A 22,897-nucleotide genomic window follows, 5' to 3' on the forward strand; every position below is an offset into this window, starting at 1 on the left:
GCACAAATAACATACAGCAGGGAAATGGAAAGGCAAAGTTTGAACAGAAGATGAGCATTCCACACCAGAGGTCACCTGCCAGGAAGCAATCCGCCGAGTTAGCCCACTTTTTGACCTAAACAAAGCCATTAAATCCCTCAGGTTTTGTTACAATCACGCCACTTTCCTAACGCGGTTCGTCTCATGTCTCGTTTGATTGCCTTTCTCTTTCTGTTGCTGGCCGGTAGCGTCTCTGCCGCCATTATCAGCGAACAAGCTGTTCCTGCACGTTATCTGCAAACCACCGAAGATGCCGACATCTGGGCGCAGGTGGGCGATAAGGTCATTACCGTCGGCAATATTCGCGCCGGGCAGATCATCGGCGTGGTGCCGGGCGAGGAGGATTACTACGCCTTTCGCTTCGGCTTTGGCTCGGGGTTTATTGATAAAGGCCATCTCGGCACGGTGACGGGCAACAAGCGCGTGCAGGATAGCCTCGGCGATCTTAATAAGCCGCTCAGCAACCAGAATCTCATCACCTGGCAGGATACGCCGCTCTACAACGCGCCCGATAAAACCAGCCCGCAGTTCGGCACGCTGGCGCAAAACCTGCGCTACCCGATTATCGATAAGCTCAAGGATCGCCTGAACCAGACCTGGTTTCAGATCCGCATCGGCAACCGGCTGGCGTGGGTCAGCAGCCTCGATGCGCAGGAAGATAACGGCCTGCCGGTGCTGACTTACCACCATATTTTGCATGACGAAGAGAACACCCGCTTTCGCCACACTTCCACTACCACTTCGGTTCGTGCCTTTACCAACCAGATGACGTGGCTGCGCGACCAGGGTTACGCCACACTGTCGATGTATCAGCTGGAAGGGTATGTGCGTAACCGCATGAATCTGCCCGCCCGCGCGGTGGTGATCACCTTTGATGATGGGCTGAAGTCCGTCAGCCGCTACGCCTACCCGATCCTGCGCCAGTATGGCTTTAAAGCGACGGCGTTTATTATCTCGTCGCGCATCAAGCTAAAGCCGCAGAAGTGGGACCCAAAATCGCTGCAGTTTATGAGCGTGTCGGAGCTTAACGGCATTCGTGATGTGTTTGATGTGCAGTCGCACACCCACTTCCTGCACCGGGTCGATGACGCGCGCCATCCGATCCTCTTTAGCCGTAGCTATCACAACATCCTGTTTGATTTTAAACGCTCACGCCGCGCGCTGGCGCAGTTCAACCCGCATGTGCTCTATCTCTCCTATCCGTTTGGCGGTTATGACGATAAAGCGGTGAAAGCGGCAAATGACGCCGGTTTCCATATGGCGGTAACCACGGTGCGCGGAAAGGTGAAGCCGGGGGATAATCCGTTCCTGTTAAAACGGCTCTATATCTTACGGACGGACTCGCTGGAAACGATGTCGCGGCTGATCAGCAATCAGCCGCAGGGGTAGGCATCAGGCAACCTGAACCGGCACGGCTTTCGCGGTGCGCTTCATCTCGTTGTCGCCGTCAAAATAGGCCACTTTCGGCTGCCAGTTGCGGGCCACGTCATCGGGCATGGTGACGTAGCTGGCGATAATCAGAATATCGCCGACATCCGCACAGTGCGCCGCCGCGCCGTTAACGGAGATAATGCGCGAGCCGCGCTCACCGGCAATCGCATAGGTAGAGAAGCGCTTACCGTTGGTGACGTTGTAGATATCAATGGCTTCGTATTCAAGGATACCGGCCGCTTCCAGGAAATCCTGGTCGATGGCGCAGGAGCCTTCGTAATGCAGGTCGGCCTGCGTCACTTTGACGCGGTGGAGCTTGCCTTGCAGCATAGTGCGAATCATAAGTTGAACCTTCGTTACTGAGAGTAAAGCCGAAACGGGGAGACGGCTCCCTGCTTAACCCCGTCTGTTGTTGCCGCGCCTTAACCGGCGCAGCGTTCTGCCAGATTATTTCTGGGTCAATTCAACCACTTTGTTGTCGATAAGCCGCGCCTGGCCGAGCCATGCCGCCATCAGAATCACCGCGCGCTCGCTGCTCTCTGTCACTTCAAGCAGCGTGTCCGCATCGCGGATCTGAATATCATCAGCGCGGAAACCGGCTTCGTTAACCTGCTGCTCCGCCAGTGCCACCAGCTCTTCGATATCGCGCTCACCCGCCTGTAATTTATCGGCGATGGCGTTCATCACTTTGCTCATTCCCGGCGCGATTTTACGCTGGTCAGCGGTGAGATAGCCGTTACGCGAGCTGAGCGCCAGGCCATCTTTCGCCCGCACGGTTGGTACACCGACAATCTCAATGTCGTAGCCCATATCCGCCACCATTTTGCGGATCAACTGCAACTGCTGATAATCCTTCTCGCCGAAGCAGGCGATGTCGGGCTGGACCAGGTTAAACAGCTTGCTGACGATGGTGGAGACGCCGCGAAAATGGCCGGGACGGCTGGCACCTTCCAGCATCGTCGAGATGCCCGGAACGTCAACATAAGTCTGGCCTTCCGTGCCCTGCGGGTAGATATCCGCAGGTGCCGGGGCAAAGACGAAATCGACTTTGCGTTTGTTCAGCTTTTCACAATCTTCCTGCAAGGTGCGCGGGTAGCGCACCAGGTCATCCTGGCGGTCAAACTGCATCGGGTTCACAAAGATGCTTACCACCACCACATCGGCGCGCAGTTTCGCTTCGTCGACCAGCTTCATATGACCATCGTGCAGGTTGCCCATGGTCGGCACCAGCGCAATGCGTTTTCCTTCCTGACGCAGGCGGCGAATATGCTGGCGCAGCAGCGGCAGGGTTTCAATAATCAACACAACAAGGCTCCTTAATGGAAACTGTGCTCTTCGCCCGGATAGGCTCCGGACTCGACTTCAGCCACATACTGCCTGACCGCGGCACGCATGTCGCCTGCTTCATTGAGGAAATTTTTAGCAAATTTTGGAATATGTCCACCGGTAATGCCGAATGCGTCATGCATCACCAGAATCTGTCCGTCGGTCACATTACCTGCGCCAATACCAATCACCGGGATGGTTAGCGCCTCAGTAATGCGCTGCGCCAGTTCAACCGGCACGCACTCCAGCACCAGCAGCTGCGCGCCTGCCGCTTCCAGCGCCAGCGCATCCTCATACAGGCCTTGCGCTGCATCACCGCGTCCCTGAACTTTATAACCGCCGAAGATGTTGACCGATTGCGGGGTTAAACCGAGGTGCCCGCAGACCGGCACCGCGCGTTCGGTGAGCATTTTCACCGTCGGTGCCAGCCAGCGGCCGCCTTCGATTTTCACCATATTGGCACCCGCGCGCATCACCGCAGCCGCGTTCTCAAACGCCTGTTCAGGGGTGGCGTAGGCCATAAACGGCAGATCGGCGAGCAGCAGGCAGGCGGGTGCGCCGCGGCGAACCGCCTGGGTGTGATAAGCAATGTCGGCTACCGTTACCGGCAGCGTGGAGTCGTGCCCTTGTACCGTCATGCCTAACGAATCGCCGACCAGCATCACGTTGATTCCCTCTTCGGCAAAGAGTTTGGCGAAGCTGTAGTCATAGGCGGTGATGGTGGCGAAGCGGCGCTTCTCCTGCTTACATTTCAGCAGCCACGAGAGGGTCGTCGGTTTCATAGCGTTTCCTGATAGTCGAAGGCGAATCTGGCGCATTCTAAGCAGCAACATTCAGGGGGGCAATGACTTTAGGCAACCCGTTGATGCAGGTCACCTTTTCAGGCGGGGTTACCAGCCGTGAGGTTTTGGCGCGTTCAGCCGCGTCAGCACGGCCTGTAATGATTCGCCATCGGGGAAATGCAGGTCAGGGGCGATCTCAAACAGTGGCCACAGCATAAAGCCGCGGTTTTTCATATCGTAGTGGGGAATGGTCAGGCGCGCGGTCTGCACCGTCATCTCGCCAAACAGCATAATATCGAGGTCGAGGGTGCGCGGCCCCCAGCGCTCGGCTTTACGCACGCGCCCCTGTTGCAGCTCAATGCGCTGCGTATGGTCGAGAAGGGCTTCCGGTGCGAGCGTGGTTTCAAGCGCCACGGCGGCGTTGAGATAGTCAGGCTGATCCGGCGGGCCGAGCGGGGGAGTGCGGTAAAGCGAGGAGCACGCCACGATCCGGCTGTCGGGGATATCCCCCAGCGCGGCTATCGCGGCGTTCACTTGATCGAGCGGCGAGGCGAGGTTGCTGCCCAGCGCGATAAAGGCCAGCGTCACGCACTGCCCTCACGGCGCGGCGCGCGCTTGCGCGGACGGCGATGACGACGGCGCTCGGCCGGCTCTTCACCTAAATCATCAAGCATATGTTTTTGCGCTGGCGGTGCAGAGACCTGGAACTCGCCCCACCATTTTGTCAGGCGTTGCAGTTCAGCATTGTTTTCCGCCTCGGCGCGCAGCGCCAGCAGATCGTACGAGGCGCGGAATTTAGGATGTTCCATCAGTTTCCAGGCGCGTTTGCCCTGGCGACGGGACATGCGCAGCTGCAGCTGCCAGATATCGCGAACCAGCGTGGTGATGCGTTTCGGGATCGCCAGCGAGCGGCACGCTTCGTCGAGCACGTCGTTCATCGCCAGCGCGAAGGCGTCGTAGTAGGCCAGCCCGCCCTCCTGGGTGATACGCTGCGCGTTCTCCAGCAGCGGATACCAGAACATAGCGGCAAACAGAAACGCCGGGTTAACGCGCATATCGTTGTGAATGCGGTTATCGGTGTTCTTCAGCACCTGGGCAATAATGCGCTCCATCGGGCTGTCGCCGCGCTCGGTAAAGCAGCGGGTGATAATCGGGAAGAGCGGCTGGAAGAGGCCATATTCGCGCAGCAACTGGTAGGTATCGTAACCGTAACCGGCCTGCAGCAGCTTCAGGGACTCTTCAAACAGACGCGCCGGCGGCACGTCGTTAATTAAGGTTGCCAGACGCGGGATCGGCTCTGCGGTCTCTTCGCTGATCTGCATGCCCAGCTTGGCGGCGAAACGCACCGCGCGCAGCATGCGCACCGGATCTTCGCGGTAGCGGGTTTCCGGGTTGCCGATCAGGCGGATGGTGCCCTCTTGCAGATCGCGCATGCCGCCGACGTAATCACGTACGGTAAAGTCGGCAACGCTGTAATAGAGGCTGTTAATGGTGAAGTCACGACGCTGGGCATCTTCTTCAATTGAGCCGAAGATGTTGTCGCGCAGCAGCATGCCGTTCTGGCCGCGCTGGGAGATGGTGCGATCGGTTTGTTGATCGTCATGATGACCACGGAAGGTCGCCACTTCGATAATCTCCGGCCCGAACATCACATGTGCGAGGCGGAAACGGCGACCCACCAGGCGGCAGTTGCGGAACAGCTTGCGCACCTGATCCGGCGTGGCGTTGGTGGTGACATCAAAATCTTTTGGTTTTTTGCCCAGCAACAAGTCGCGCACACCGCCGCCTACCAGGTAAGCTTCATAGCCCGCTTTATTCAGACGATAGAGCACTTTGAGCGCATTTTCGCTGATATCTTTGCGGGAAATAGCGTGCTGCTCACGCGGGATAACCGCCATTTGCGGTTTGGCCATTGCCTCAACGGCCATGCTCTCTTCGCGGCTTAGCACCTTGCGGCAAAAATTAGCGACTCGGGTAAAAATAGTACACCTCGGTAGTGTCAGACGTCATCGGGACAAAAAAATAGCGGCTAATCATAGCTCAGCGCGAAGCATTTGAGAATGCTGTATTCGCATCGCCTGTTACAGGTACGCGTGAAAGCGACCAGTTCGCCACCGCCTTTTCCAGCAGATCCTCCAGCGAGAGATCCTGCCACTCTTTTGTTACATCCTGGTTCATAAATTGTAAAGCACGGATCAACACAGGACGCGGATCGCCCTCCGGCAGGGCAGGCGCATGGTTCTGCTTGGAGAGCTTATCCCCTTGTTCATTAAGGGCTAATGGCAAATGAACATACTCCGGTGCCGGCCAGCCTAATTGTTGATAAAGGAAGAGGTGCCGCACCGTCGGCGCAATCAGATCCGCGCCGCGCACGATCTCCGTCACACCCTGAAAATGGTCATCGACCACCACGGCGAGGTTATACGCAAATAATCCATCGCGGCGGTGAATAATAAAATCTTCGCGCGCCAGTTTCTCTTCGGCAACGATGCGCCCGCGCAGACGGTCGGTAAATTCCAGCACCGGCTGGCGTTGCAGCAGGCGAACCGCAGCGTTTTCCGGACCATGATTCAGCGCGCGGCAGTGGCCATCATAGAAACCGCCGACGCTTTGAATACGCGCCCGCGTGCAGGTGCAGAAGTAGCTCAGCCCTTCACGGTGCAGCCGTGCTAGCACTTCCCGATAAGCCTCATGTCGCCGCGATTGCCACAGCACCTCGCCGTCCCAGTGCAGGCCGTAATGTTCCAGCTGGCGCAAAATTGTCTCTGCCGCACCGGGCACTTCGCGGGGAGGATCGATATCTTCAATCCGCACGCGCCAGATTCCATGCTGAGCACGGGCTTGCAGATAGCTGCCGAGGGCGGCAATTAACGAACCAAAATGCAGTTCACCGGATGGGGATGGCGCAAAGCGCCCGATATAGTGTGATTCAGGCATATCGACAGGCAAAAAAGTACAGGGCGGGCGCGTTCGCCGCCGTATAAGAGACGCCCCGCATCAGCGGGGCGTCTTGGGGAATGCCGGGGGTTAGCCCGCCATCTGTTTTTCGCGGATTTCCGCCAGGGTTTTGCAGTCGATGCACAGGTCGGCAGTCGGACGCGCTTCCAGACGACGGATACCAATTTCAACGCCGCAGGATTCGCAGAAACCGAAATCTTCGTCTTCTACTTTTTTCAGCGTTTTTTCGATCTTCTTAATCAGCTTACGCTCGCGATCGCGGTTACGCAGTTCGAGGCTGAACTCCTCTTCCTGAGCAGCACGGTCAACCGGGTCCGGGAAGTTAGCCGCTTCGTCCTGCATGTGCGTAACGGTGCGATCGACTTCATCCCTAAGTTGATTGCGCCATGCTTCAAGAATCCGCTTGAAGTGCGCCAGCTGGGCTTCGTTCATATACTCTTCGCCCGGTTTCTCTTGATACGGCTCCACCCCAGCGATGGCGAGAATACTCAGGGACGATGTTTTACGGTTTTGCCCTTCTTGCATGTTGCTTCTCCTTAACACGCACTATCGATCCCCGTATGGGGGAAAAATCAGGCCGCTATAAATAGCAGATGCTTTTACGGATGGCAAATATCCATACGTAACACTTGACAACCCTGTGAAGAAAAGCGTATTTGCGCACGCGACCAAATCACTTATTCGTCAGGCGCTTGCCTTAAAGCGAGAACGGTAGCGGCAAGCTAAGACTCATATTATCGGCAGAAAGTTCCGCTTTATAAGCAATAACTTCCACCCCATTTTGTTGCGCTTCACTCAATAATCGTGCGTATTCCCCATCAATATGGCGCGCGGGTGCGAAATGTTCAACGGCGGAGTGCAGAATGGCAAACAAGATCACCGCACGGTCACCATTGGCCGCAACGCTCATCAACTCCCGTAAATGCTTCTGCCCGCGCAGTGTGACCGCATCCGGGAAATAGCCTGACTGCTGCTCGGCGAGCGTGACCGATTTCACTTCAATATAGCAGTTGCGGCGATCCTCCGCCTGTAACAGAAAATCAATTCTGCTGCGCTCCGCACCATATTTCACTTCGCTTTTCAGCTCGCTATATCCCGTTAACTCAGGCAGGCGGTCGGCGATAATCGCCTCTTTCGTTAACATATTTGCCCGCTGCGTATTCACGCAAATAAATGCGCCCTGTTGCGTTTCAGTTAATTCCCAGGTGTGGGCATATTTGCGCTTCAGATTTGTTGAGGTGGAATACCAGACCCGATCGCCAGGCGTCGCGCAACCGGTCATCGCGCCGGTATTGGGGCAGTGCAGCGTCAGGGTTTCGCCTTCGGGCGTCACGACATCCGCCAGAAAGCGCTTATAGCGCGTCACAAGCGTGGCGGATTGTAGCGGTGGGGTGAATTCCATATCTCTTCCTTAATATGTTCGTGGCTCAGGACGCGCCGAAATGATTACTCCCCGCTAAGGGGCCAGCGCTTCAGGGCGGTGTAACGGGTACGCCCGTTGAGAAACTGCGACTCGTAGAGCGCAAACTCAGTGACCGCAAAAGACCAGCGAAAACCCGGCGGCGGGAGCGAAACCGCGTGGCTGGCATCGCGCAGCAGCGTGATATGCGGGTGAAAAGGCTGTGGGCTTTGATAGCAGCCGCTGCGTGCTGCCTGCGCGCGCAGCATATCTGCCAGTTGCAGTAACCCGCGCGGCGGCTGGCGCGAACCGAGCCACACCACGCGCGAGCGCAGCCACTGCCCGGCATCATCCAGCGTCAACGTAAAGCCCGGCTGGCGAATGCGTCCGGCCAGCGTCTCCAGCGCCTTCTGTTTCTCGGCGCTGATATCGCCCAGAAAGGCCAGCGTCAGATGCAAATTGGCGGCGGCAATTGGCCGTCCCGCTTCCGGCGCGAAGTGTTGCGCGCGCCACTGCACCAGTTGGGGCTGGAGTTCGGCGGGCAGTTCAATGGCAAAAAAGAGCCTTTTTGATGCGGGCATAGTGTGCTCGAGGTCAAGAATATGTGGGGATGGTATACTGCCGCTCCTCTTCTGTTAACCCCTGGAGCGTTTGTGTCCTTACTGCCGGTTGCCGCCGTTCTGCCCGATCTTCTCTCTGCGCTGAAAAATGCGCCACAGGTGCTGCTGAGCGCCCCGACCGGGGCCGGTAAATCGACCTGGCTGCCGCTGCAACTGCTGCAACAGAATGCAGTTGAAGGGAAAATTTTGCTGCTCGAGCCGCGACGTCTGGCGGCGCGCAACGTTGCGCAGCGGCTGGCGGAGCTTCTCAATGAGCAACCCGGCGACACCGTGGGTTACCGCATGCGCGCCGACACCTGTGTTGGCCCGAACACCCGCCTTGAAGTGGTCACCGAAGGGATCCTCACTCGCCTGATCCAAAACGATCCGGAGCTGAGCGGCGTCGGGCTGGTGATCCTCGACGAGTTCCACGAGCGCAGTCTACAGGCCGATCTGGCGCTGGCGCTGCTGCTTGATGTGCAGCAGGGACTCCGGGACGATCTGAAAGTGCTGATTATGTCCGCGACGCTGGATAATGAGCGTCTACACTCGCTGTTGCCGGATGCGCCGGTGATCGTCTCCGAAGGGCGTACGTTCCCGGTTGAACAGCGCTACCAGTCGCTGCCCGCTCATCAGCGTTTTGATGAGGCGGTGGCACAGGCCACGGCTGAACTGCTGCGCACCGAATCGGGTTCGCTGCTGCTCTTTTTGCCGGGCGTCGGCGAAATTCAGCGCGTGCAGGAGCAGCTTGCGTCGCGCGTTGGCAGCGATGTGCTGCTCTGCCCCCTTTATGGTGCGTTGCCGTTAAGCGAACAGCGCAAAGCGATTCTGCCTGCGCCTGCCGGCAGGCGAAAAGTGGTGCTGGCGACCAATATTGCCGAAACCAGCCTGACCATTGAAGGGATCCGGCTGGTGGTGGACAGCGCGCAAGAGCGCGTTGCCCGTTTTGATGCCCGCAGCGGCTTAACGCGCCTGATTACCCAGCGCATCAGCGTGGCGTCGATGACCCAGCGCGCCGGACGCGCCGGGCGTCTGGAGCCGGGCATCTGCCTGCATCTGATTGCCAAAGAGCAGGCGGAGCGCGCGGCGGCGCAGAGCAGCCCGGAGATCGTCAATAGCGATCTCTCCGGCCTGTTGATGGAGTTATTGCAGTGGGGCTGCCAGGATGCTGCGCAGCTTAACTGGCTGGATCTGCCGCCTGAGACTAACCTGGCGGCGGCGCGCAGGCTGCTGACGCAACTGCGCGCGCTGGAAGAGGGTCGTTTAACGCCGTTTGGCATGAAAATGGCGGCGCTCGGCAACGATCCGCGTCTGGCAGCGATCCTTTCGAGCGCGCAGGGCGATGATGAGATTGCCACCGCGGCGAAGCTTGCAGCGATCCTCGAAGAGCCGCCGCGCGGCGGTAATTCTGATTTGAGCACTGCCTTCTCGCGCCAGCAGGGGAACTGGCAACAGCGCGCGCGCCAGCTGGCACGCAGGCTGAAGAGCAGCAGAGGCGAGCCGGATAACAACGCGCTGGCACCGCTTCTCGCCTGTGCGTTTGCCGATCGAATTGCGCGCAGGCGCGGTCAGCAGGGGCGCTATCAGCTGGCGAACGGTTTAGGTGCAACGCTGGATGCCGATGATGCGCTAAACCGTCACGAATGGCTGCTCGCGCCATTGCTGTTGCAGGGGAGCCAGTCGCCAGATGCGCGTATATTATTGGCGCTGCCGCTGGATATCGACGCGCTTGTTGCCCAATGCCCGCAACTGATTACCCAGTCTGACAGCGTCGAGTGGGATGAAACGCTCGGCACCCTGAAAGCATTTCGTCGTCGGCAAATTGGGCAACTGACGCTGAGCGCACAGCCGCTGGCGAAGCCCTCTGAGGAGGAGCTGCACCAGGCGATGCTAAACGGTATTCGCGAAAAGGGGCTGCGAGTGCTGAACTGGACAAGCGAAGCGGCGCAGTATCGTTTACGCTTACTCTGCGCCGCGAAGTGGCTGCCGGAGTTCGACTGGCCCGCCGTTGATGACGCCTCGCTGCTCGACACCCTTGAGGCGTGGCTGCTGCCGCAGATGGGCGGCATTCGTTCCCTGCGCGATTTGCAGTCTCTCGACGTGGGGCAGGCGTTGCAGCAGGCACTGCCGTGGTCGTTGCGTCAACGGCTGGATAGTGAGCTGCCTGGGCATTACACTGTGCCGACCGGAAGCCGGATAGCCATCCGATATCATGAAGATAATCCGCCTGCGCTGGCGGTGCGGATGCAGGAGATGTTCGGTGAAGCCACCACGCCGACGATTGCGCAGGGGCGCGTGGCGCTGGTGCTGGAGCTGCTTTCGCCTGCCCAGCGGCCGCTGCAAATTACGCGCGATTTAGGCGCGTTCTGGGCCGGAACCTACCGCGAGGTGCAAAAAGAGATGAAGGGGCGCTACCCCAAACATGTCTGGCCGGACGATCCGGCGAATACCGCGCCGACGCGGCGAACGAAAAAGTATTCATAGTGCTGATGCGTATAGCGTCATTCAGCAGTGGTATAAATTGAGAGAGTTCTTCTTCTGCCTGTGGGCCGAAGAGCTGAGAATCGGGCCCTTGCGCCTGAACGTTGCGGAGAGTAAAGCATGGCGGGGAATGACCGCGAGCCAATTGGACGCAAGGGGAAACCTGCGCGCCCGGCAAAAGAGAAAATCAGTCGTCGTCGCGTTCGTGATGAAGAGTATGACGAATACGATGATGAAGAGGAAAACGCAGTGCCGAAAAAGGGAAGAGGCAGAGGCAAAAAGCCCCGTGGTAAACGCGGCTGGTTCTGGCTGCTGCTGAAAATTTTCATTGTTTGCGCAGTGCTGTTTGCCATTTACGGCGTCTATCTGGATCAGAAAATCCGCGCGCGCATCGACGGTAAAGTGTGGCAGCTGCCTGCGGCCGTCTATGGTCGTATGGTCAACCTCGAGCCGGATATGGCCATCAGCAAAAATGAGATGGTCAAGCTGCTGGAAGCGACGCAGTACCGCGAAGTGACCAAGATGACGCGCCCCGGTGAGTTCACCGTGCAGGCGAAAAGCATCGAGATGATCCGCCGTCCGTTTGATTTCCCGGACAGCAAAGAGGGCCAGGTGCGCGCGCGTCTGACCTTTGACGGCGATCGCCTGGAGACGATTGAGAATATGGACAGCAACCGCCAGTTCGGTTTCTTCCGTCTCGATCCGCGCCTGATCACCATGCTCTCTTCGCCAAACGGCGAGCAGCGCCTGTTTGTCGCACGTAACGGCTTCCCGGATCTGCTGGTCGACACGCTGTTGGCGACGGAAGACCGCCACTTCTACGAGCATGACGGCATCAGCTTCTACTCCATTGGCCGTGCGGTGCTGGCGAACCTTACCGCAGGTCGCACGGTGCAGGGGGCGAGTACGCTGACCCAGCAGCTGGTGAAAAACCTCTTCCTGAGCAGCGAGCGCTCCTACTGGCGTAAAGCCAACGAAGCCTATATGGCGCTGATCATGGATGCCCGCTACAGCAAGGATCGCATCCTTGAGCTCTATATGAACGAGGTCTACCTCGGTCAGAGCGGCGATAACGAAATCCGCGGTTTCCCGCTGGCGAGCCTCTACTACTTTGGCCGTCCGGTTGAAGAGCTGAGCCTCGATCAGCAGGCGCTGCTGGTGGGGATGGTAAAAGGGGCGTCGATTTATAACCCGTGGCGTAACCCGAAACTGGCCCTTGAGCGTCGTAACCTGGTGCTGCGCCTGCTGCAACAGCAGAGCGTGATTGACCAGGAGCTGTATGACATGCTCAGTGCCCGTCCGCTCGGCGTGCAGCCGCGTGGTGGGGTGATCTCACCTCAGCCAGCCTTTATGCAGATGGTGCGCCAGGAGCTGCAGAGCAAACTTGGCGATAAAGTTAAAGATCTCTCCGGCGTGAAGATCTTCACCACCTTTGATTCGGTGGCGCAGGATGCTGCCGAAAAAGCGGCGGTAGAGGGCATTCCGCTGCTGATCAAACAGCGCAAGCTGTCGGATCTGGAAACCGCGATGGTGGTGGTCGATCGCTACACCGGTGAAGTTCGCGCGATGGTGGGCGGTGCGACACCGCAGTTTGCAGGTTATAACCGTGCGATGCAGGCGCGTCGCTCTATCGGCTCGCTGGCGAAACCGGCGACTTACCTGACGGCGCTGAGCCAGCCAAATACCTATCGCCTGAACACCTGGATTGCGGATGCGCCGATTTCCCTGCGCCTCTCCAACGGCCAGGTGTGGTCGCCGCAGAACGATGATCGCCGCTTCAGCGGTCAGGTGATGCTGGTGGATGCGCTGACGCGCTCGATGAACGTGCCGACCGTTAACCTCGGCATGGCGGTAGGCTTACCGGCGGTAACGGACACCTGGGAGAAACTCGGCGCGCCGAAAAATCAGTTGAACGGCATGCCGTCAATGCTGCTGGGTGCGCTCAACCTGACGCCGATTGAAGTGGCGCAGGCCTTCCAGACCATCGCCAGCGGCGGTAACCGCGCGCAACTCTCCGCGTTGCGTTCGGTGATTGCTGAAGATGGCACGGTGCTCTATCAGAGCTACCCGCAGGCGGAACGTGTGGTGCCTGCTCAGGCAGCCTACATGACGCTGTGGACCATGCAGCAGGTGGTTCAGCGCGGAACGGGTCGCCAGCTTGGCGCGAAGTATCCGGGCCTGCACCTTGCAGGGAAAACCGGTACCACCAACAACAACGTTGATACCTGGTTTGCCGGCATCGACGGGCGTGAAGTGACCATCACCTGGGTTGGCCGCGATAATAACCAGCCGACCAAGCTGTATGGTGCCAGCGGCGCGATGGCGATTTACCAGCGTTATCTGCAAAACCAGTCGCCGATCCCGCTGGATCTGACGCCGCCGGAGGACATCACCAACATCGGCGTTGATGATATGGGTAACTTTATCTGCGGCGGCGGTGGCGTACGTCAGCTGCCGGTCTGGACCACCAATCCGGACGCGCTGTGCCAGCAAAGCCAGATGATGCAGCCGCAAACGGGCAACCCGTTCGATCAGTCGACGCAGCCGCAACAGCAGCAACAGCCGCAGCAACAACAGCCGCAGCAGGAGCAGAAGAGCGATGGCGTAGCAGGCTGGATTAAAGATATGTTCGGCAGTAACTAGTGATAAAAAACCCCGGTTCAGCAGACCGGGGTTTTTATTTTGTCCTTTCTGATACATTCAAATAACGCCGCGTTAAATTCCTTTCTTCATGCAATTAACATCCTGCTTTTTCAGCGACTAATTCTTTCCTCCAGAGTCCCGCCGGGCGGCTTTGCGCTTGCTATGCACTGAGCGCTTCGCATATTATTCTGCGGTCATAATAATAATTCTCGTTTACGTTAACGTTCACTTACTGAATCAGAGATACACTCATGGCGCGTCCAACAACTGCTCAGCCAGTCACTTTTACGCTGCGTACTCTCGCAGTCGTAGTAGCCACAGCGGTTAGCGGCATGTCTGTTTATGCACAGGCTGCCACCACCTCAAAAGAAGAAACCATCACCGTCACCACCGCCGCGCCGCAAGAGAATGCGTGGGGGCCAGCGGCGACCATCGCGGCGAAACATACCGCGACCGCAACAAAAACGGATATGCCGCTGGAAAAAACGCCGCAGTCCATTTCCGTCGTCACCGCCGAAGAGATCGCGCTGCACCAGCCGAAATCGGCGAAAGAGGCCCTGAGCTACACGCCGGGCGTCAGCGTGGGCACGCGTGGGGCTTCCAATACTTACGATCAGCTGATCATCCGCGGTTTTGCCGCTGATAACCAAAGCCAGAATAACTACCTCGACGGCCTGAAGCTGCAGGGCAACTTCTATAACGACGCGGTAATCGATCCCTATATGCTGGAACGCGTTGAGTTGCTGCGCGGGCCAACCTCCGTGCTCTACGGAAAAAGCAGCCCCGGCGGCCTGATGAATATGGTCAGCAAGCGCCCGACCACCATGCCGCTGCACGAAATTCAGTTTAAAGCCGGTACCAACAGCCTGTTTCAGACCGGGTTTGATTTCAGCGACGCGCTGGATGACGACGGTGTTTACTCCTATCGCCTGACCGGCCTGGCGCGCTCTGCGAATGCGCAGCAGGACGGGAAAAAAGAGCAGCGTTATACCATCGCCCCCTCATTTAGCTGGCGGCCGGATGATAAAACCAACTTCACCTTCCTCTCCTATTTCCAGAATGAGCCTGACACCGGCTACTACGGCTGGTTGCCGAAAGAGGGGACCGTTGAACCGCTGCCGAACGGCAAACGCCTGCCGACCAGCTTCAACGAAGGCGCGAAGAACAACACCTACTCCCGTAACCAGAAGATGGTCGGTTACAGCTTTGAGCACGCCTTCGACGATACCTTTACCGTGCGCCAGAACCTGCGCTACGCCGAGAACAAAACCTCGCAAAACAGCGTCTATGGTTACGGCATGTGTTCTGATCCACTCTACACTGCCGATGCAAAAAACAGCCCTTGTGCCAGCATCGCGCCGTCGCAGTGGAACCACTACCTGACGCGCCAGTATGTGATTGATAACGAGAAGTTGCAGAACTTCTCGGTCGATACGCAGTTGCAGAGCACCTTTGCCACCGGATCTATCGACCATACGCTGCTGACCGGCGTCGACTTTATGCGTATGCGTAACGACATCGACTCGTGGTTTGGCTATGCGGGATCGGTTGCGCCATCGGATATCTATAACCTCGATCGCGGCAATTTTGATTTCGCTGCCCACTCTGGCCCGTCTGGCGCTTACCGCATTCTTAACCGCCAGAAACAGACCGGCCTCTATGCGCAGGATCAGGCGCAGTGGGAGAAGGTGCTGGTTACGCTGGGCGGCCGTTACGACTGGGCGAAGCAGAGTGCGTTTAACCGCGAGACTGGTATCACCACAACCCGTGACGATAACCAGTTCAGCTGGCGCGGCGGCGTTAACTACCTGTTTGATAATGGCGTCACGCCATACTTCAGCTACAGCGAATCTTTCGAACCGTCGTCCACCTCCGGTGCGAATGGCGCGATTTTCGCTCCGTCGAAAGGCAAACAGTATGAAGCCGGGGTGAAATATAGCCCGAGCGATCGGCCGATTGTGCTGACCGGCGCGCTCTATCAGCTGACCAAGAGCAACAACCTGATGGCCGACCCTGCGGGATCGGTCTGGTCAGTCGAGGGCGGCAAAGTGCGTTCGCGCGGCGTGGAGCTTGAAGCCAAAGCGGCGCTCTCCGCCAACCTGAATGTGGTCGGCTCTTATACCTATACGCAAGCGGAATACACCACCGATACCAAACTGAAAGGTAACACTCCGCCGCAGGTGCCAAAACATATGGCTTCGCTGTGGGGAGATTACACCTTCTATGATGGTGCGCTCTCCGGCCTGACGCTGGGCACCGGCGCGCGCTTCACCGGCTCAAGCTTCGGCGATCCGGCGAACTCGTTTAAAGTCGGTAGCGCTACCGTCGTTGATGCGCTGGTGCGTTACGACCTGGCGCGTCTGGGCATGGCGGGCTCCAATGTCGCCCTGCACGTCAATAACCTGTTCGATCGTGAGTATGTCGCCAGCTGCTTTAACAGCTACGGCTGCTTCTGGGGCGCTGAACGTCAGGTGACGGCAACCGCAACCTTCCGCTTCTAATCTTTCTCTTCGGGCACGGTTCGCCGTGCCCTCTGACAAGTTGGCAACCATGCAGGAAAACAAAACGCTTCCCGATACCACCTTTCAACTAAACGATGTCACCTTTCGCGTGCCGGGACGCACGCTGCTGCATCCGCTGTCGTTGACCTTCCCGAGCGGGAAAGTGACCGGCCTGATTGGTCATAACGGCTCGGGTAAATCGACGCTGCTGAAGATGCTTGGCCGCCATCAGGCGCCCTCTGAGGGCGATATTCTGCTCGACGGGCAGCCGCTGGAGAGCTGGAGCAGCAAACCCTTCGCCCGCAAAGTTGCCTATCTGCCGCAGCAGCTGCCGCAGGCGGAAGGGATGACCGTGCGCGAACTGGTGGCGATTGGGCGGTATCCGTGGCACGGGGCACTGGGGCGTTTTGGCGTGGCTGACCGGGAGAAAGTGGAGGAGGCGATTGCGCTGGTCGGTTTAAAACCGCTGGCGCACCGGCTGGTGGATAGCCTCTCCGGTGGCGAACGCCAGCGTGCGTGGATTGCCATGCTGGTAGCGCAGGATAGCCGCTGCCTGCTGCTTGATGAGCCGACCTCCGCGCTCGATATTGCCCATCAGGTTGATGTGCTGGCGCTGGTGCACCGCTTAAGCCAGCAGCGTGGCTTGACGGTAATTGCCGTGCTGCACGATATCAATATGGCGGCGCGCTACTGTGACTATCTGGTGGCGCTGCGCGGCGGCGAAATGATCGCCGAAGGCGCGCCGGAGGCGTTAATGCGCGCCGAGACGCTGGAGCAGATTTACGGGATCCCGATGGGGATCCTGCCACACCCGGCCGGTGCCGCGCCCGTGAGCTTTGTCTACTGATGGCCGGTATACCTGAACTCAGCCGTCGGCGTTTACTGACGGCCATGGCGCTATCGCCGCTGCTCTGGCAGATGCGTGGTGCGAAGGCTGCCAGCGTCGATCCGCAGCGCGTCGTCGCTCTTGAGTGGCTGCCGGTCGAGCTGCTACTGGCGCTGGGCGTGATGCCCTACGGCGTCGCCGATGTGCAGAATTACAACACCTGGGTCAACGAACCGTCGCTGCCGCCGTCGGTCATTGATGTTGGCCTGCGCACCGAACCGAACCTCGAACTGCTGACGCAGATGAAGCCCTCGCTGCTGGTCTGGTCGGCGGGCTATGGCCCCTCTGAAGCGAAGCTGGCGACCATTGCGCCGGGGCGCGGGTTTACCTTTAGCGACGGCAAAAAGCCGCTGGCAATGGCCCGACGCTCGCTGAATGAGATGGCGCAGTTGCTCAACAAAGAAGTGCAGGCGAAACAGCATCTCGCGCAGTTCGATGCGCTGATGAGCGCCACAAAGCCGCGCTTTGCCCGGCGCGGCGATCGCCCGCTGCTGATGATTACATTGCTCGATCCGCGCCATGTGCTGGTATTTGGTGCCAACTGCCTGTTTCAGGAAGTGCTCGATGACTTCGGCATTCGTAACGCCTGGCAGGGCGAGCAGACCTTCTGGGGCAGCGTGGCGGTCGGCATCGATCGGCTTGCCGCCTATAAAGACGCGGATGTGATCTGCTTTGATCACAACAATGAACAGGATATGCAAAAAGTGATGGCGACACCGCTCTGGCAGGCGATGCCGTTTGTGCGCCAGGGGCGTTTTCAGCGCGTGCCGGCGGTCTGGTTCTATGGCGCGACGCTCTCCGCCATGCACTTCACCCGCGTGCTGGATAACGCGCTGGGAGGCCGGGCATGATCCGTCGCTTCTCCCTCTCATCGGCGCTGCTGCTGGCGGTGCTATTTATCCTGGCGGCCGGGTTGACCTGGTACAACCTCACCCTTGCGCTGCCGCGCGCCCAGTGGGGACAGGCGCTGTTTACGCCGAATATCGATCGTATCGATCAGATGCTGTTTCACTACAGCCTGCTGCCGCGCCTGGCGATCTCGCTGCTGGTCGGCGCCGGGCTTGGGCTGGTGGGTGTGCTGTTCCAGCAGGTGTTGCGTAACCCGCTGGCGGAGCCGACCACGCTTGGCGTGGCGACTGGCGCGCAACTCGGCATCACTATCACCACGCTGTGGGCGATCCCGGGCGTAATGGCATCGCAGTTTGCGGCGCTGCTCGGTGCCTGCGCCGTCGGCGCGCTGGTGTTTGGCGTCGCGTGGGGAAAACGGCTCTCCCCGGTGACCTTAATTCTTGCGGGCCTGGTGGTGAGCCTCTACTGCGGGGCGATCAACCAGCTTTTGGCGCTATTTCACCACGATCAGCTGCAAAGCATGTTTTTGTGGAGCACCGGCACGCTGACGCAGACCGACTGGAGCGTGGTGCAGCGTCTCTGGCCGCAGCTGCTTGGCGGTACGGTGTTAACGCTGCTGCTGCTGCGCCCGCTGACCTTAATGGGGCTGGATGATGGCGTGGCGCGCAACCTCGGGCTGGCGCTGTCGCTGGCGCGGCTGGCGGCGTTAACGCTGGCGATTGCACTCAGTGCGCTGCTGGTTAACGCGGTTGGCATTATCGGGTTTATCGGCCTCTTCGCGCCGCTGTTGGCGAAGATGCTCGGCGCACGGCGTCTGCTGACGCGTCTGATGCTGGCCCCGCTGATTGGCGCGCTGATCCTCTGGCTCTCCGATCAGGTGATCCTCTGGCTGACGCGCGTCTGGATGGAGGTCTCCACCGGATCGATGACGGCGCTGATTGGTGCACCGCTGCTGCTCTGGCTGCTGCCGCGCCTGCGCAGTATGAGCGCCCCGGCAATGGATGGTGGCGATAAGGTTCGCCCCGAGCGCGGGCATGTGATGTGGTTTGCGCTGGGCGGCGTGTTGTTACTGCTGCTGGCGATGTGGGCGGCGCTCAGTTTTGGCCGCGATGCCCACGGCTGGCAGTGGGCCAGCGGTACGCTGCTGGATCAACTGCTGCCCTGGCGCTGGCCGCGCATTATTGCCGCGCTGACCGCCGGGATGATGCTGGCGGTGGCCGGGTGCATTATCCAGCGCCTGACCGGTAACCCGATGGCCAGCCCGGAAGTGCTGGGCATCAGCTCCGGCGCGGCGTTTGGCGTGGTGTTGATGCTCTTCTTTGTGCCGGGCAACGCCTTTGGCTGGCTGCTGCCCGCCGGGAGCCTTGGCGCGGCGGCAACGCTATTGATCATTATGCTCGCCGCCGGGCGCGGCGGCTTTTCGCCGCACCGCATGCTGCTGGCGGGGATGGCGCTCAGTACCGCCTTTACCATGCTGTTGATGATGTTGCAGGCGAGCGGCGATCCGCGCATGGCGACGATCCTGACCTGGATCTCCGGCAGTACTTATAACGCTTCTGGTGAACTGGTGGTGCGCAGCGCGGTGGTGATGGTGGTGCTGCTGTCGTTGACCCCGTTGTGCCGCCGTTGGCTGATGATCCTGCCGCTCGGCGGGGAGAGTGCGCGCTCGGTAGGGATGGCATTGACCTCGTCGCGTGTGGTGCTGCTGCTGTTGGCGGCCGCGCTGACGGCGGCAGCGACGATGACTATCGGGCCGCTCAGCTTTGTCGGGCTGATGGCACCGCATATCGCGCGCATGATGGGCTTTCGCCGCACGATGCCGCATATGGTCATTTCGGCGCTGGTGGGTGGCGTGTTGTTGGTGTTTGCCGACTGGTGCGGGCGGATGGTGCTGTTTCCGTTCCAGATCCCGGCGGGGCTGCTCTCGACCTTTATCGGCGCGCCGTACTTTATCTATCTGCTGAGAAAGCAGAGCCGCTAAAAAAATGCCCGGTGGCGCTAGCGCTTACCGGGCCTACGAAGGCTGAGAAAACGATTTTGTAGGCCGGATAAGCGTCAGCGCCATCCGGCATTTCCCAATGACTGCATGATGATTTCGTAGGCCGGGTAAGGCGTAGCCGCCACCCGGCAGGGCATTACAGCTTCGCGAAGGCGCGCTTCGCGGCGTCGATGGTGTTATCGATATCCTCAACGCTGTGGGCAACGGACATAAAGCCCGCTTCAAACGCGGACGGTGCCAGGTAAACCCCTTCCTCCAGCATCAGGTGGAAGAAGCGTTTAAAACGCTCAACATCACACTTCACCACATCCTGATAGCTCGTCACGCTCTGCGCATCGGTAAAGAAGAGACCAAACATCCCGCCGACATGGTTCACCACCAGCCCAATGCCCGCTTCCTGCGCGGCGTTCAGCAAACCTTCCGCCAGGCGAGTCGTCAGATCGGTCAGGGTAGAGTGAATGCCCGGCTGCGCCACTTCGTTCAGACAGGCGAAGCCCGCGGCCATCGCAATCGGGTTACCCGAAAGTGTGCCTGCCTGGTAGACCGGCCCGGTCGGTGCCAGCGCTTCCATCACGTCGCGGCGACCGCCGAAGGCGCCTACCGGCATCCCACCGCCGATGATTTTGCCAAGGCAGGTCAGATCCGGCACTACATCGTAGTAAGCCTGTGCGCCCGCCAGCGCGACGCGGAAACCGGTCATCACTTCATCGATAATCAGCAGCGCGCCAAACTCGTCGCACAGGGCACGCAGGCCCGGCAGGAACTCCGGCAGCGGCGGTACGCAGTTCATGTTGCCTGCGACCGGCTCAACGATGATACAGGCGATATCCTGCGGATACTGCTCGAACGCCGCGCGCACCGAGTCGAGATCGTTATAGGTGCAGGTGAGGGTGTGCTTAGCGAAATCCGCCGGTACACCGGGTGAGTTCGGCTGACCGAGGGTTAACGCGCCGGAACCCGCTTTCACCAGCAGGCAGTCGGCGTGGCCGTGGTAGCAGCCCTCGAATTTGATGATTTTGTCGCGATGGGTAAAACCGCGCGCAAGGCGGATGGCGCTCATCGTCGCTTCGGTGCCGGAGTTGACCATACGCACCATATCCATGGTCGGAACCAGTTCGGTCACCAGCTCCGCCATTTTTACTTCCATCTCGGTCGGCGCGCCGAAGCTCAGGCCGCGGCTGGCCGCTTCAATCACCGCATTGCGGATCGCCGGGTGGTTGTGGCCCAGCACCATCGGTCCCCAGGAGCCGACGTAGTCGATATAGGCTTTGCCATCGGCATCGTACAGATAAGCTCCGTCAGCCCGCTCGATAAACAGCGGCGTACCGCCAACGCCGGTGAAGGCGCGTACCGGTGAATTGACCCCGCCAGGGATAAGCTGTCGCGCTGTATTAAAGAGGTTTTCAGACTTACTCATGCTTTCATTCCTGGTTGCTGGAAAAAATCGTTGCCGCTCATTCTATGTGATTACCGGAAGCGGATGAAAGTTTTGCCGGGAAGAACGACATATTTTGCAGGGATTTTGCCCGCGACGCGGCGGCAACGGGTGGCTACAATACTCCTTTTGTATGACGTATCAGAGCCGATGTCAGAAAACACTCCCTCATTTGAACAGCAGCAGGTTGAACGACGCCGACGCAGAGATATTCTGCGCCGCATGCTGCAACGTGATAAAACGCCGCTGGCGATCCTCGTGGTGGCGGCCGTAGCGGGAACGCTTACCGGGCTGGTGGGCGTTGCCTTCGAAAAAGCGGTTAACGCGGTGATCAACCTGCGCATTGGCGCGCTGGCGCAGGTGGCGAACAGTGCTGTCGTCTGGCCGCTGGCCTTTATCGCCTCGGCGCTGCTGGCGATGATTGGTTACTTTTTGGTGCGCCGCTTCGCGCCGGAGGCGGGCGGCTCCGGTATTCCGGAGATTGAAGGCGCGCTGGAAGATCTCCGCCCGGTGCGCTGGTGGCGCGTGTTGCCGGTGAAGTTTTTCGGCGGCATGGGCACGCTGGGCGCGGGCATGGTACTTGGGCGCGAAGGGCCAACGGTGCAGATTGGCGGTAACATCGGGCGGATGGTGTGCGATCTCTTTCGTCTGCGCAGCGGCGAAGCGCGCCACACTCTGCTGGCAACCGGCGCGGCGGCGGGGCTCTCTGCGGCCTTTAACGCGCCGCTGGCGGGCATTCTCTTTATCATTGAGGAGATGCGCTCGCAGTTTCACTACAACCTTATCTCCATCAAAGCCGTCTTTACCGGCGTGATTATGTCGAGCATCGTCTTTCGCCTGTTCAACGGCGAAGCGGCGGTCATCGATGTCGGTAAGTTGAGTAACGCGCCGGTGAACACCCTGTGGCTCTATCTGCTGCTGGGAATGGTGTTTGGCTGTATCGGCCCGCTGTTTAACACGCTGGTGCTGCGGACCCAGGATCTGTTTCAGCGTCTGCACGGCGGGAAGACCGGAAAGTGGGTGCTGATTGGCGGCCTGATTGGCGGAACCTGCGGCGTGCTCGGCCTGATGGCTCCCGCGCTCTCCGGCGGCGGTTTTGCGCTAATCCCTATCGCCTCTGCCGGGAATTATGGCCTCAGCGCGCTGCTGTTTATTTTTCTGATCCGCGTGGCGATGACGCTGCTCTGCTTTAGCTCCGGCGCGCCGGGCGGGATTTTTGCGCCGATGCTGTCGTTAGGCACGGTGCTCGGCATGGCCTTCGGCGCGGCGAGCATGGCGATTTTTCCCCATTATCAGCTCGATGCAGCGACCTTTGCCGTCGCCGGAATGGGGGCGTTACTCGCCGCTTCGCTGCGCGCGCCGTTGACCGGAATCGTGCTAGTTTTGGAAATGACTGACAATTATCAGCTTATTTTGCCAATGATCATTACCTGCCTTGGTGCGACACTGTTAGCCCAGTTTTTGGGCGGTAAACCGCTCTATTCCGCCATCCTGGCACGTACACTTGCCAGGCAGGAGGCCGCCGCTGAGCGTGCGCTGCCGCGGGAGAATACTTGAACGATTGACTAC

The 22,897-nt window shown here is 59.2% G+C and carries 18 protein-coding genes; 8 read left to right on the top strand and 10 right to left on the bottom strand.

Going from position 1 to position 22,897, the window contains the following annotated elements:
* Positions 1-183: 183 nt before the first annotated feature.
* A complete protein-coding gene (locus IAE48_RS10115) occupies positions 184-1,428 on the top strand; it encodes a polysaccharide deacetylase family protein (RefSeq protein WP_200134254.1) in 1,245 nt (414 codons plus the stop codon).
* A gap of 3 nt (positions 1,429-1,431) precedes the next feature.
* On the opposite strand, the gene panD is transcribed toward IAE48_RS10115, so the two are convergent.
* The 9 genes from panD to thpR form a co-directional block, all read right to left on the bottom strand.
* Positions 1,432-1,812 (bottom strand): aspartate 1-decarboxylase, encoded by a 381-nt coding sequence (gene panD / locus IAE48_RS10120; RefSeq protein ID WP_094419375.1) that lies wholly within the window; start codon positions 1,810-1,812, stop codon positions 1,432-1,434.
* Between the two features lie 105 nt (positions 1,813-1,917).
* A complete protein-coding gene (gene panC / locus IAE48_RS10125; RefSeq protein ID WP_200134255.1) occupies positions 1,918-2,775 on the bottom strand; it encodes a pantoate--beta-alanine ligase in 858 nt (285 codons plus the stop codon).
* 11 nt (positions 2,776-2,786) lie between these two features.
* The gene (gene panB, locus IAE48_RS10130) at positions 2,787-3,578 is read right to left on the bottom strand and encodes a 3-methyl-2-oxobutanoate hydroxymethyltransferase (protein WP_023480251.1); all 792 of its coding nucleotides are present in this window, start codon (positions 3,576-3,578) and stop codon (positions 2,787-2,789) included.
* A gap of 108 nt (positions 3,579-3,686) precedes the next feature.
* On the bottom strand, positions 3,687-4,166 hold the full coding sequence (gene folK, locus IAE48_RS10135) for a 2-amino-4-hydroxy-6-hydroxymethyldihydropteridine diphosphokinase (protein ID WP_200134256.1): 480 nt from the start codon (positions 4,164-4,166) through the stop codon (positions 3,687-3,689).
* The gene (gene pcnB / locus IAE48_RS10140) at positions 4,163-5,560 is read right to left on the bottom strand and encodes a polynucleotide adenylyltransferase PcnB (RefSeq protein ID WP_225975754.1); all 1,398 of its coding nucleotides are present in this window, start codon (positions 5,558-5,560) and stop codon (positions 4,163-4,165) included. Before pcnB ends, folK begins: the two co-directional genes overlap by 4 nt.
* A 58-nt stretch (positions 5,561-5,618) precedes the next feature.
* Positions 5,619-6,515 carry a tRNA glutamyl-Q(34) synthetase GluQRS gene (gluQRS, locus tag IAE48_RS10145; protein WP_200134257.1) on the bottom strand — a complete coding sequence of 299 codons (897 nt, stop codon included), beginning with the start codon at positions 6,513-6,515 and terminating at the stop codon, positions 5,619-5,621.
* A gap of 90 nt (positions 6,516-6,605) precedes the next feature.
* A complete protein-coding gene (gene dksA / locus IAE48_RS10150) occupies positions 6,606-7,061 on the bottom strand; it encodes an RNA polymerase-binding protein DksA (protein WP_007373199.1) in 456 nt (151 codons plus the stop codon).
* Positions 7,062-7,233: 172 nt separating this feature from the next.
* The gene (gene sfsA / locus IAE48_RS10155; protein ID WP_094419382.1) at positions 7,234-7,938 is read right to left on the bottom strand and encodes a DNA/RNA nuclease SfsA; all 705 of its coding nucleotides are present in this window, start codon (positions 7,936-7,938) and stop codon (positions 7,234-7,236) included.
* 44 nt (positions 7,939-7,982) lie between these two features.
* Complete coding sequence (gene thpR, locus IAE48_RS10160; RefSeq protein ID WP_200134258.1) at positions 7,983-8,516, bottom strand: RNA 2',3'-cyclic phosphodiesterase; 534 nt, start codon at positions 8,514-8,516, stop codon at positions 7,983-7,985.
* Positions 8,517-8,588: 72 nt separating this feature from the next.
* Here thpR and hrpB point away from each other — a divergent pair, with 72 nt between their 5' ends.
* The 6 genes from hrpB (at position 8,589) to fhuB (ending at position 19,875) form a co-directional block, all read left to right on the top strand.
* Positions 8,589-11,018, top strand: coding sequence for an ATP-dependent helicase HrpB (hrpB, locus tag IAE48_RS10165; protein WP_200134259.1), 2,430 nt, complete (start codon positions 8,589-8,591; stop codon positions 11,016-11,018).
* Positions 11,019-11,135: 117 nt separating this feature from the next.
* The gene (mrcB, locus tag IAE48_RS10170) at positions 11,136-13,658 is read left to right on the top strand and encodes a bifunctional glycosyl transferase/transpeptidase (RefSeq protein WP_023480502.1); all 2,523 of its coding nucleotides are present in this window, start codon (positions 11,136-11,138) and stop codon (positions 13,656-13,658) included.
* A gap of 251 nt (positions 13,659-13,909) precedes the next feature.
* The gene (gene fhuA, locus IAE48_RS10175) at positions 13,910-16,159 is read left to right on the top strand and encodes a ferrichrome porin FhuA (protein WP_200134260.1); all 2,250 of its coding nucleotides are present in this window, start codon (positions 13,910-13,912) and stop codon (positions 16,157-16,159) included.
* 49 nt (positions 16,160-16,208) lie between these two features.
* Entirely contained in the window at positions 16,209-17,006 is a 798-nt protein-coding gene (gene fhuC, locus IAE48_RS10180) for a Fe3+-hydroxamate ABC transporter ATP-binding protein FhuC (RefSeq protein ID WP_200134261.1), read from the top strand.
* Complete coding sequence (fhuD, locus tag IAE48_RS10185) at positions 17,006-17,896, top strand: Fe(3+)-hydroxamate ABC transporter substrate-binding protein FhuD (protein WP_200134262.1); 891 nt, start codon at positions 17,006-17,008, stop codon at positions 17,894-17,896. The genes fhuC and fhuD overlap by 1 nt, the downstream gene beginning before the upstream one ends.
* Positions 17,893-19,875 (top strand): Fe(3+)-hydroxamate ABC transporter permease FhuB, encoded by a 1,983-nt coding sequence (gene fhuB / locus IAE48_RS10190; protein WP_200134263.1) that lies wholly within the window; start codon positions 17,893-17,895, stop codon positions 19,873-19,875. The genes fhuD and fhuB overlap by 4 nt, the downstream gene beginning before the upstream one ends.
* Before the next feature lie 154 nt (positions 19,876-20,029).
* Here fhuB and hemL read toward each other — a convergent pair whose 3' ends face one another.
* Positions 20,030-21,310 carry a glutamate-1-semialdehyde 2,1-aminomutase gene (gene hemL, locus IAE48_RS10195; RefSeq protein WP_042711954.1) on the bottom strand — a complete coding sequence of 427 codons (1,281 nt, stop codon included), beginning with the start codon at positions 21,308-21,310 and terminating at the stop codon, positions 20,030-20,032.
* A 168-nt stretch (positions 21,311-21,478) separates the two neighbouring features.
* On the opposite strand from hemL, the gene clcA reads away from it, so the two are divergent.
* Complete coding sequence (gene clcA / locus IAE48_RS10200; protein WP_200134264.1) at positions 21,479-22,885, top strand: H(+)/Cl(-) exchange transporter ClcA; 1,407 nt, start codon at positions 21,479-21,481, stop codon at positions 22,883-22,885.
* Positions 22,886-22,897: the final 12 nt, after the last annotated feature.

The organism is Kosakonia sp. S57 (assembly GCF_016516575.1).
Classification (GTDB): domain Bacteria; phylum Pseudomonadota; class Gammaproteobacteria; order Enterobacterales; family Enterobacteriaceae; genus Kosakonia; species Kosakonia cowanii.

Coding starts and splice junctions, on each gene's coding strand:
- IAE48_RS10115 (WP_200134254.1), top strand. CDS start 184: ATGTCTCGTTTGATTGCCTTTCTCTTTCTGTTGCTGGCCGGTAGCGTC.
- panD (WP_094419375.1), bottom strand. CDS start 1,812: ATGATTCGCACTATGCTGCAAGGCAAGCTCCACCGCGTCAAAGTGACG.
- panB (WP_023480251.1), bottom strand. CDS start 3,578: ATGAAACCGACGACCCTCTCGTGGCTGCTGAAATGTAAGCAGGAGAAG.
- gluQRS (WP_200134257.1), bottom strand. CDS start 6,515: ATGCCTGAATCACACTATATCGGGCGCTTTGCGCCATCCCCATCCGGT.
- dksA (WP_007373199.1), bottom strand. CDS start 7,061: ATGCAAGAAGGGCAAAACCGTAAAACATCGTCCCTGAGTATTCTCGCC.
- sfsA (WP_094419382.1), bottom strand. CDS start 7,938: ATGGAATTCACCCCACCGCTACAATCCGCCACGCTTGTGACGCGCTAT.
- thpR (WP_200134258.1), bottom strand. CDS start 8,516: ATGCCCGCATCAAAAAGGCTCTTTTTTGCCATTGAACTGCCCGCCGAA.
- mrcB (WP_023480502.1), top strand. CDS start 11,136: ATGGCGGGGAATGACCGCGAGCCAATTGGACGCAAGGGGAAACCTGCG.
- fhuA (WP_200134260.1), top strand. CDS start 13,910: ATGGCGCGTCCAACAACTGCTCAGCCAGTCACTTTTACGCTGCGTACT.
- fhuC (WP_200134261.1), top strand. CDS start 16,209: ATGCAGGAAAACAAAACGCTTCCCGATACCACCTTTCAACTAAACGAT.
- fhuD (WP_200134262.1), top strand. CDS start 17,006: ATGGCCGGTATACCTGAACTCAGCCGTCGGCGTTTACTGACGGCCATG.
- fhuB (WP_200134263.1), top strand. CDS start 17,893: ATGATCCGTCGCTTCTCCCTCTCATCGGCGCTGCTGCTGGCGGTGCTA.
- hemL (WP_042711954.1), bottom strand. CDS start 21,310: ATGAGTAAGTCTGAAAACCTCTTTAATACAGCGCGACAGCTTATCCCT.
- clcA (WP_200134264.1), top strand. CDS start 21,479: ATGTCAGAAAACACTCCCTCATTTGAACAGCAGCAGGTTGAACGACGC.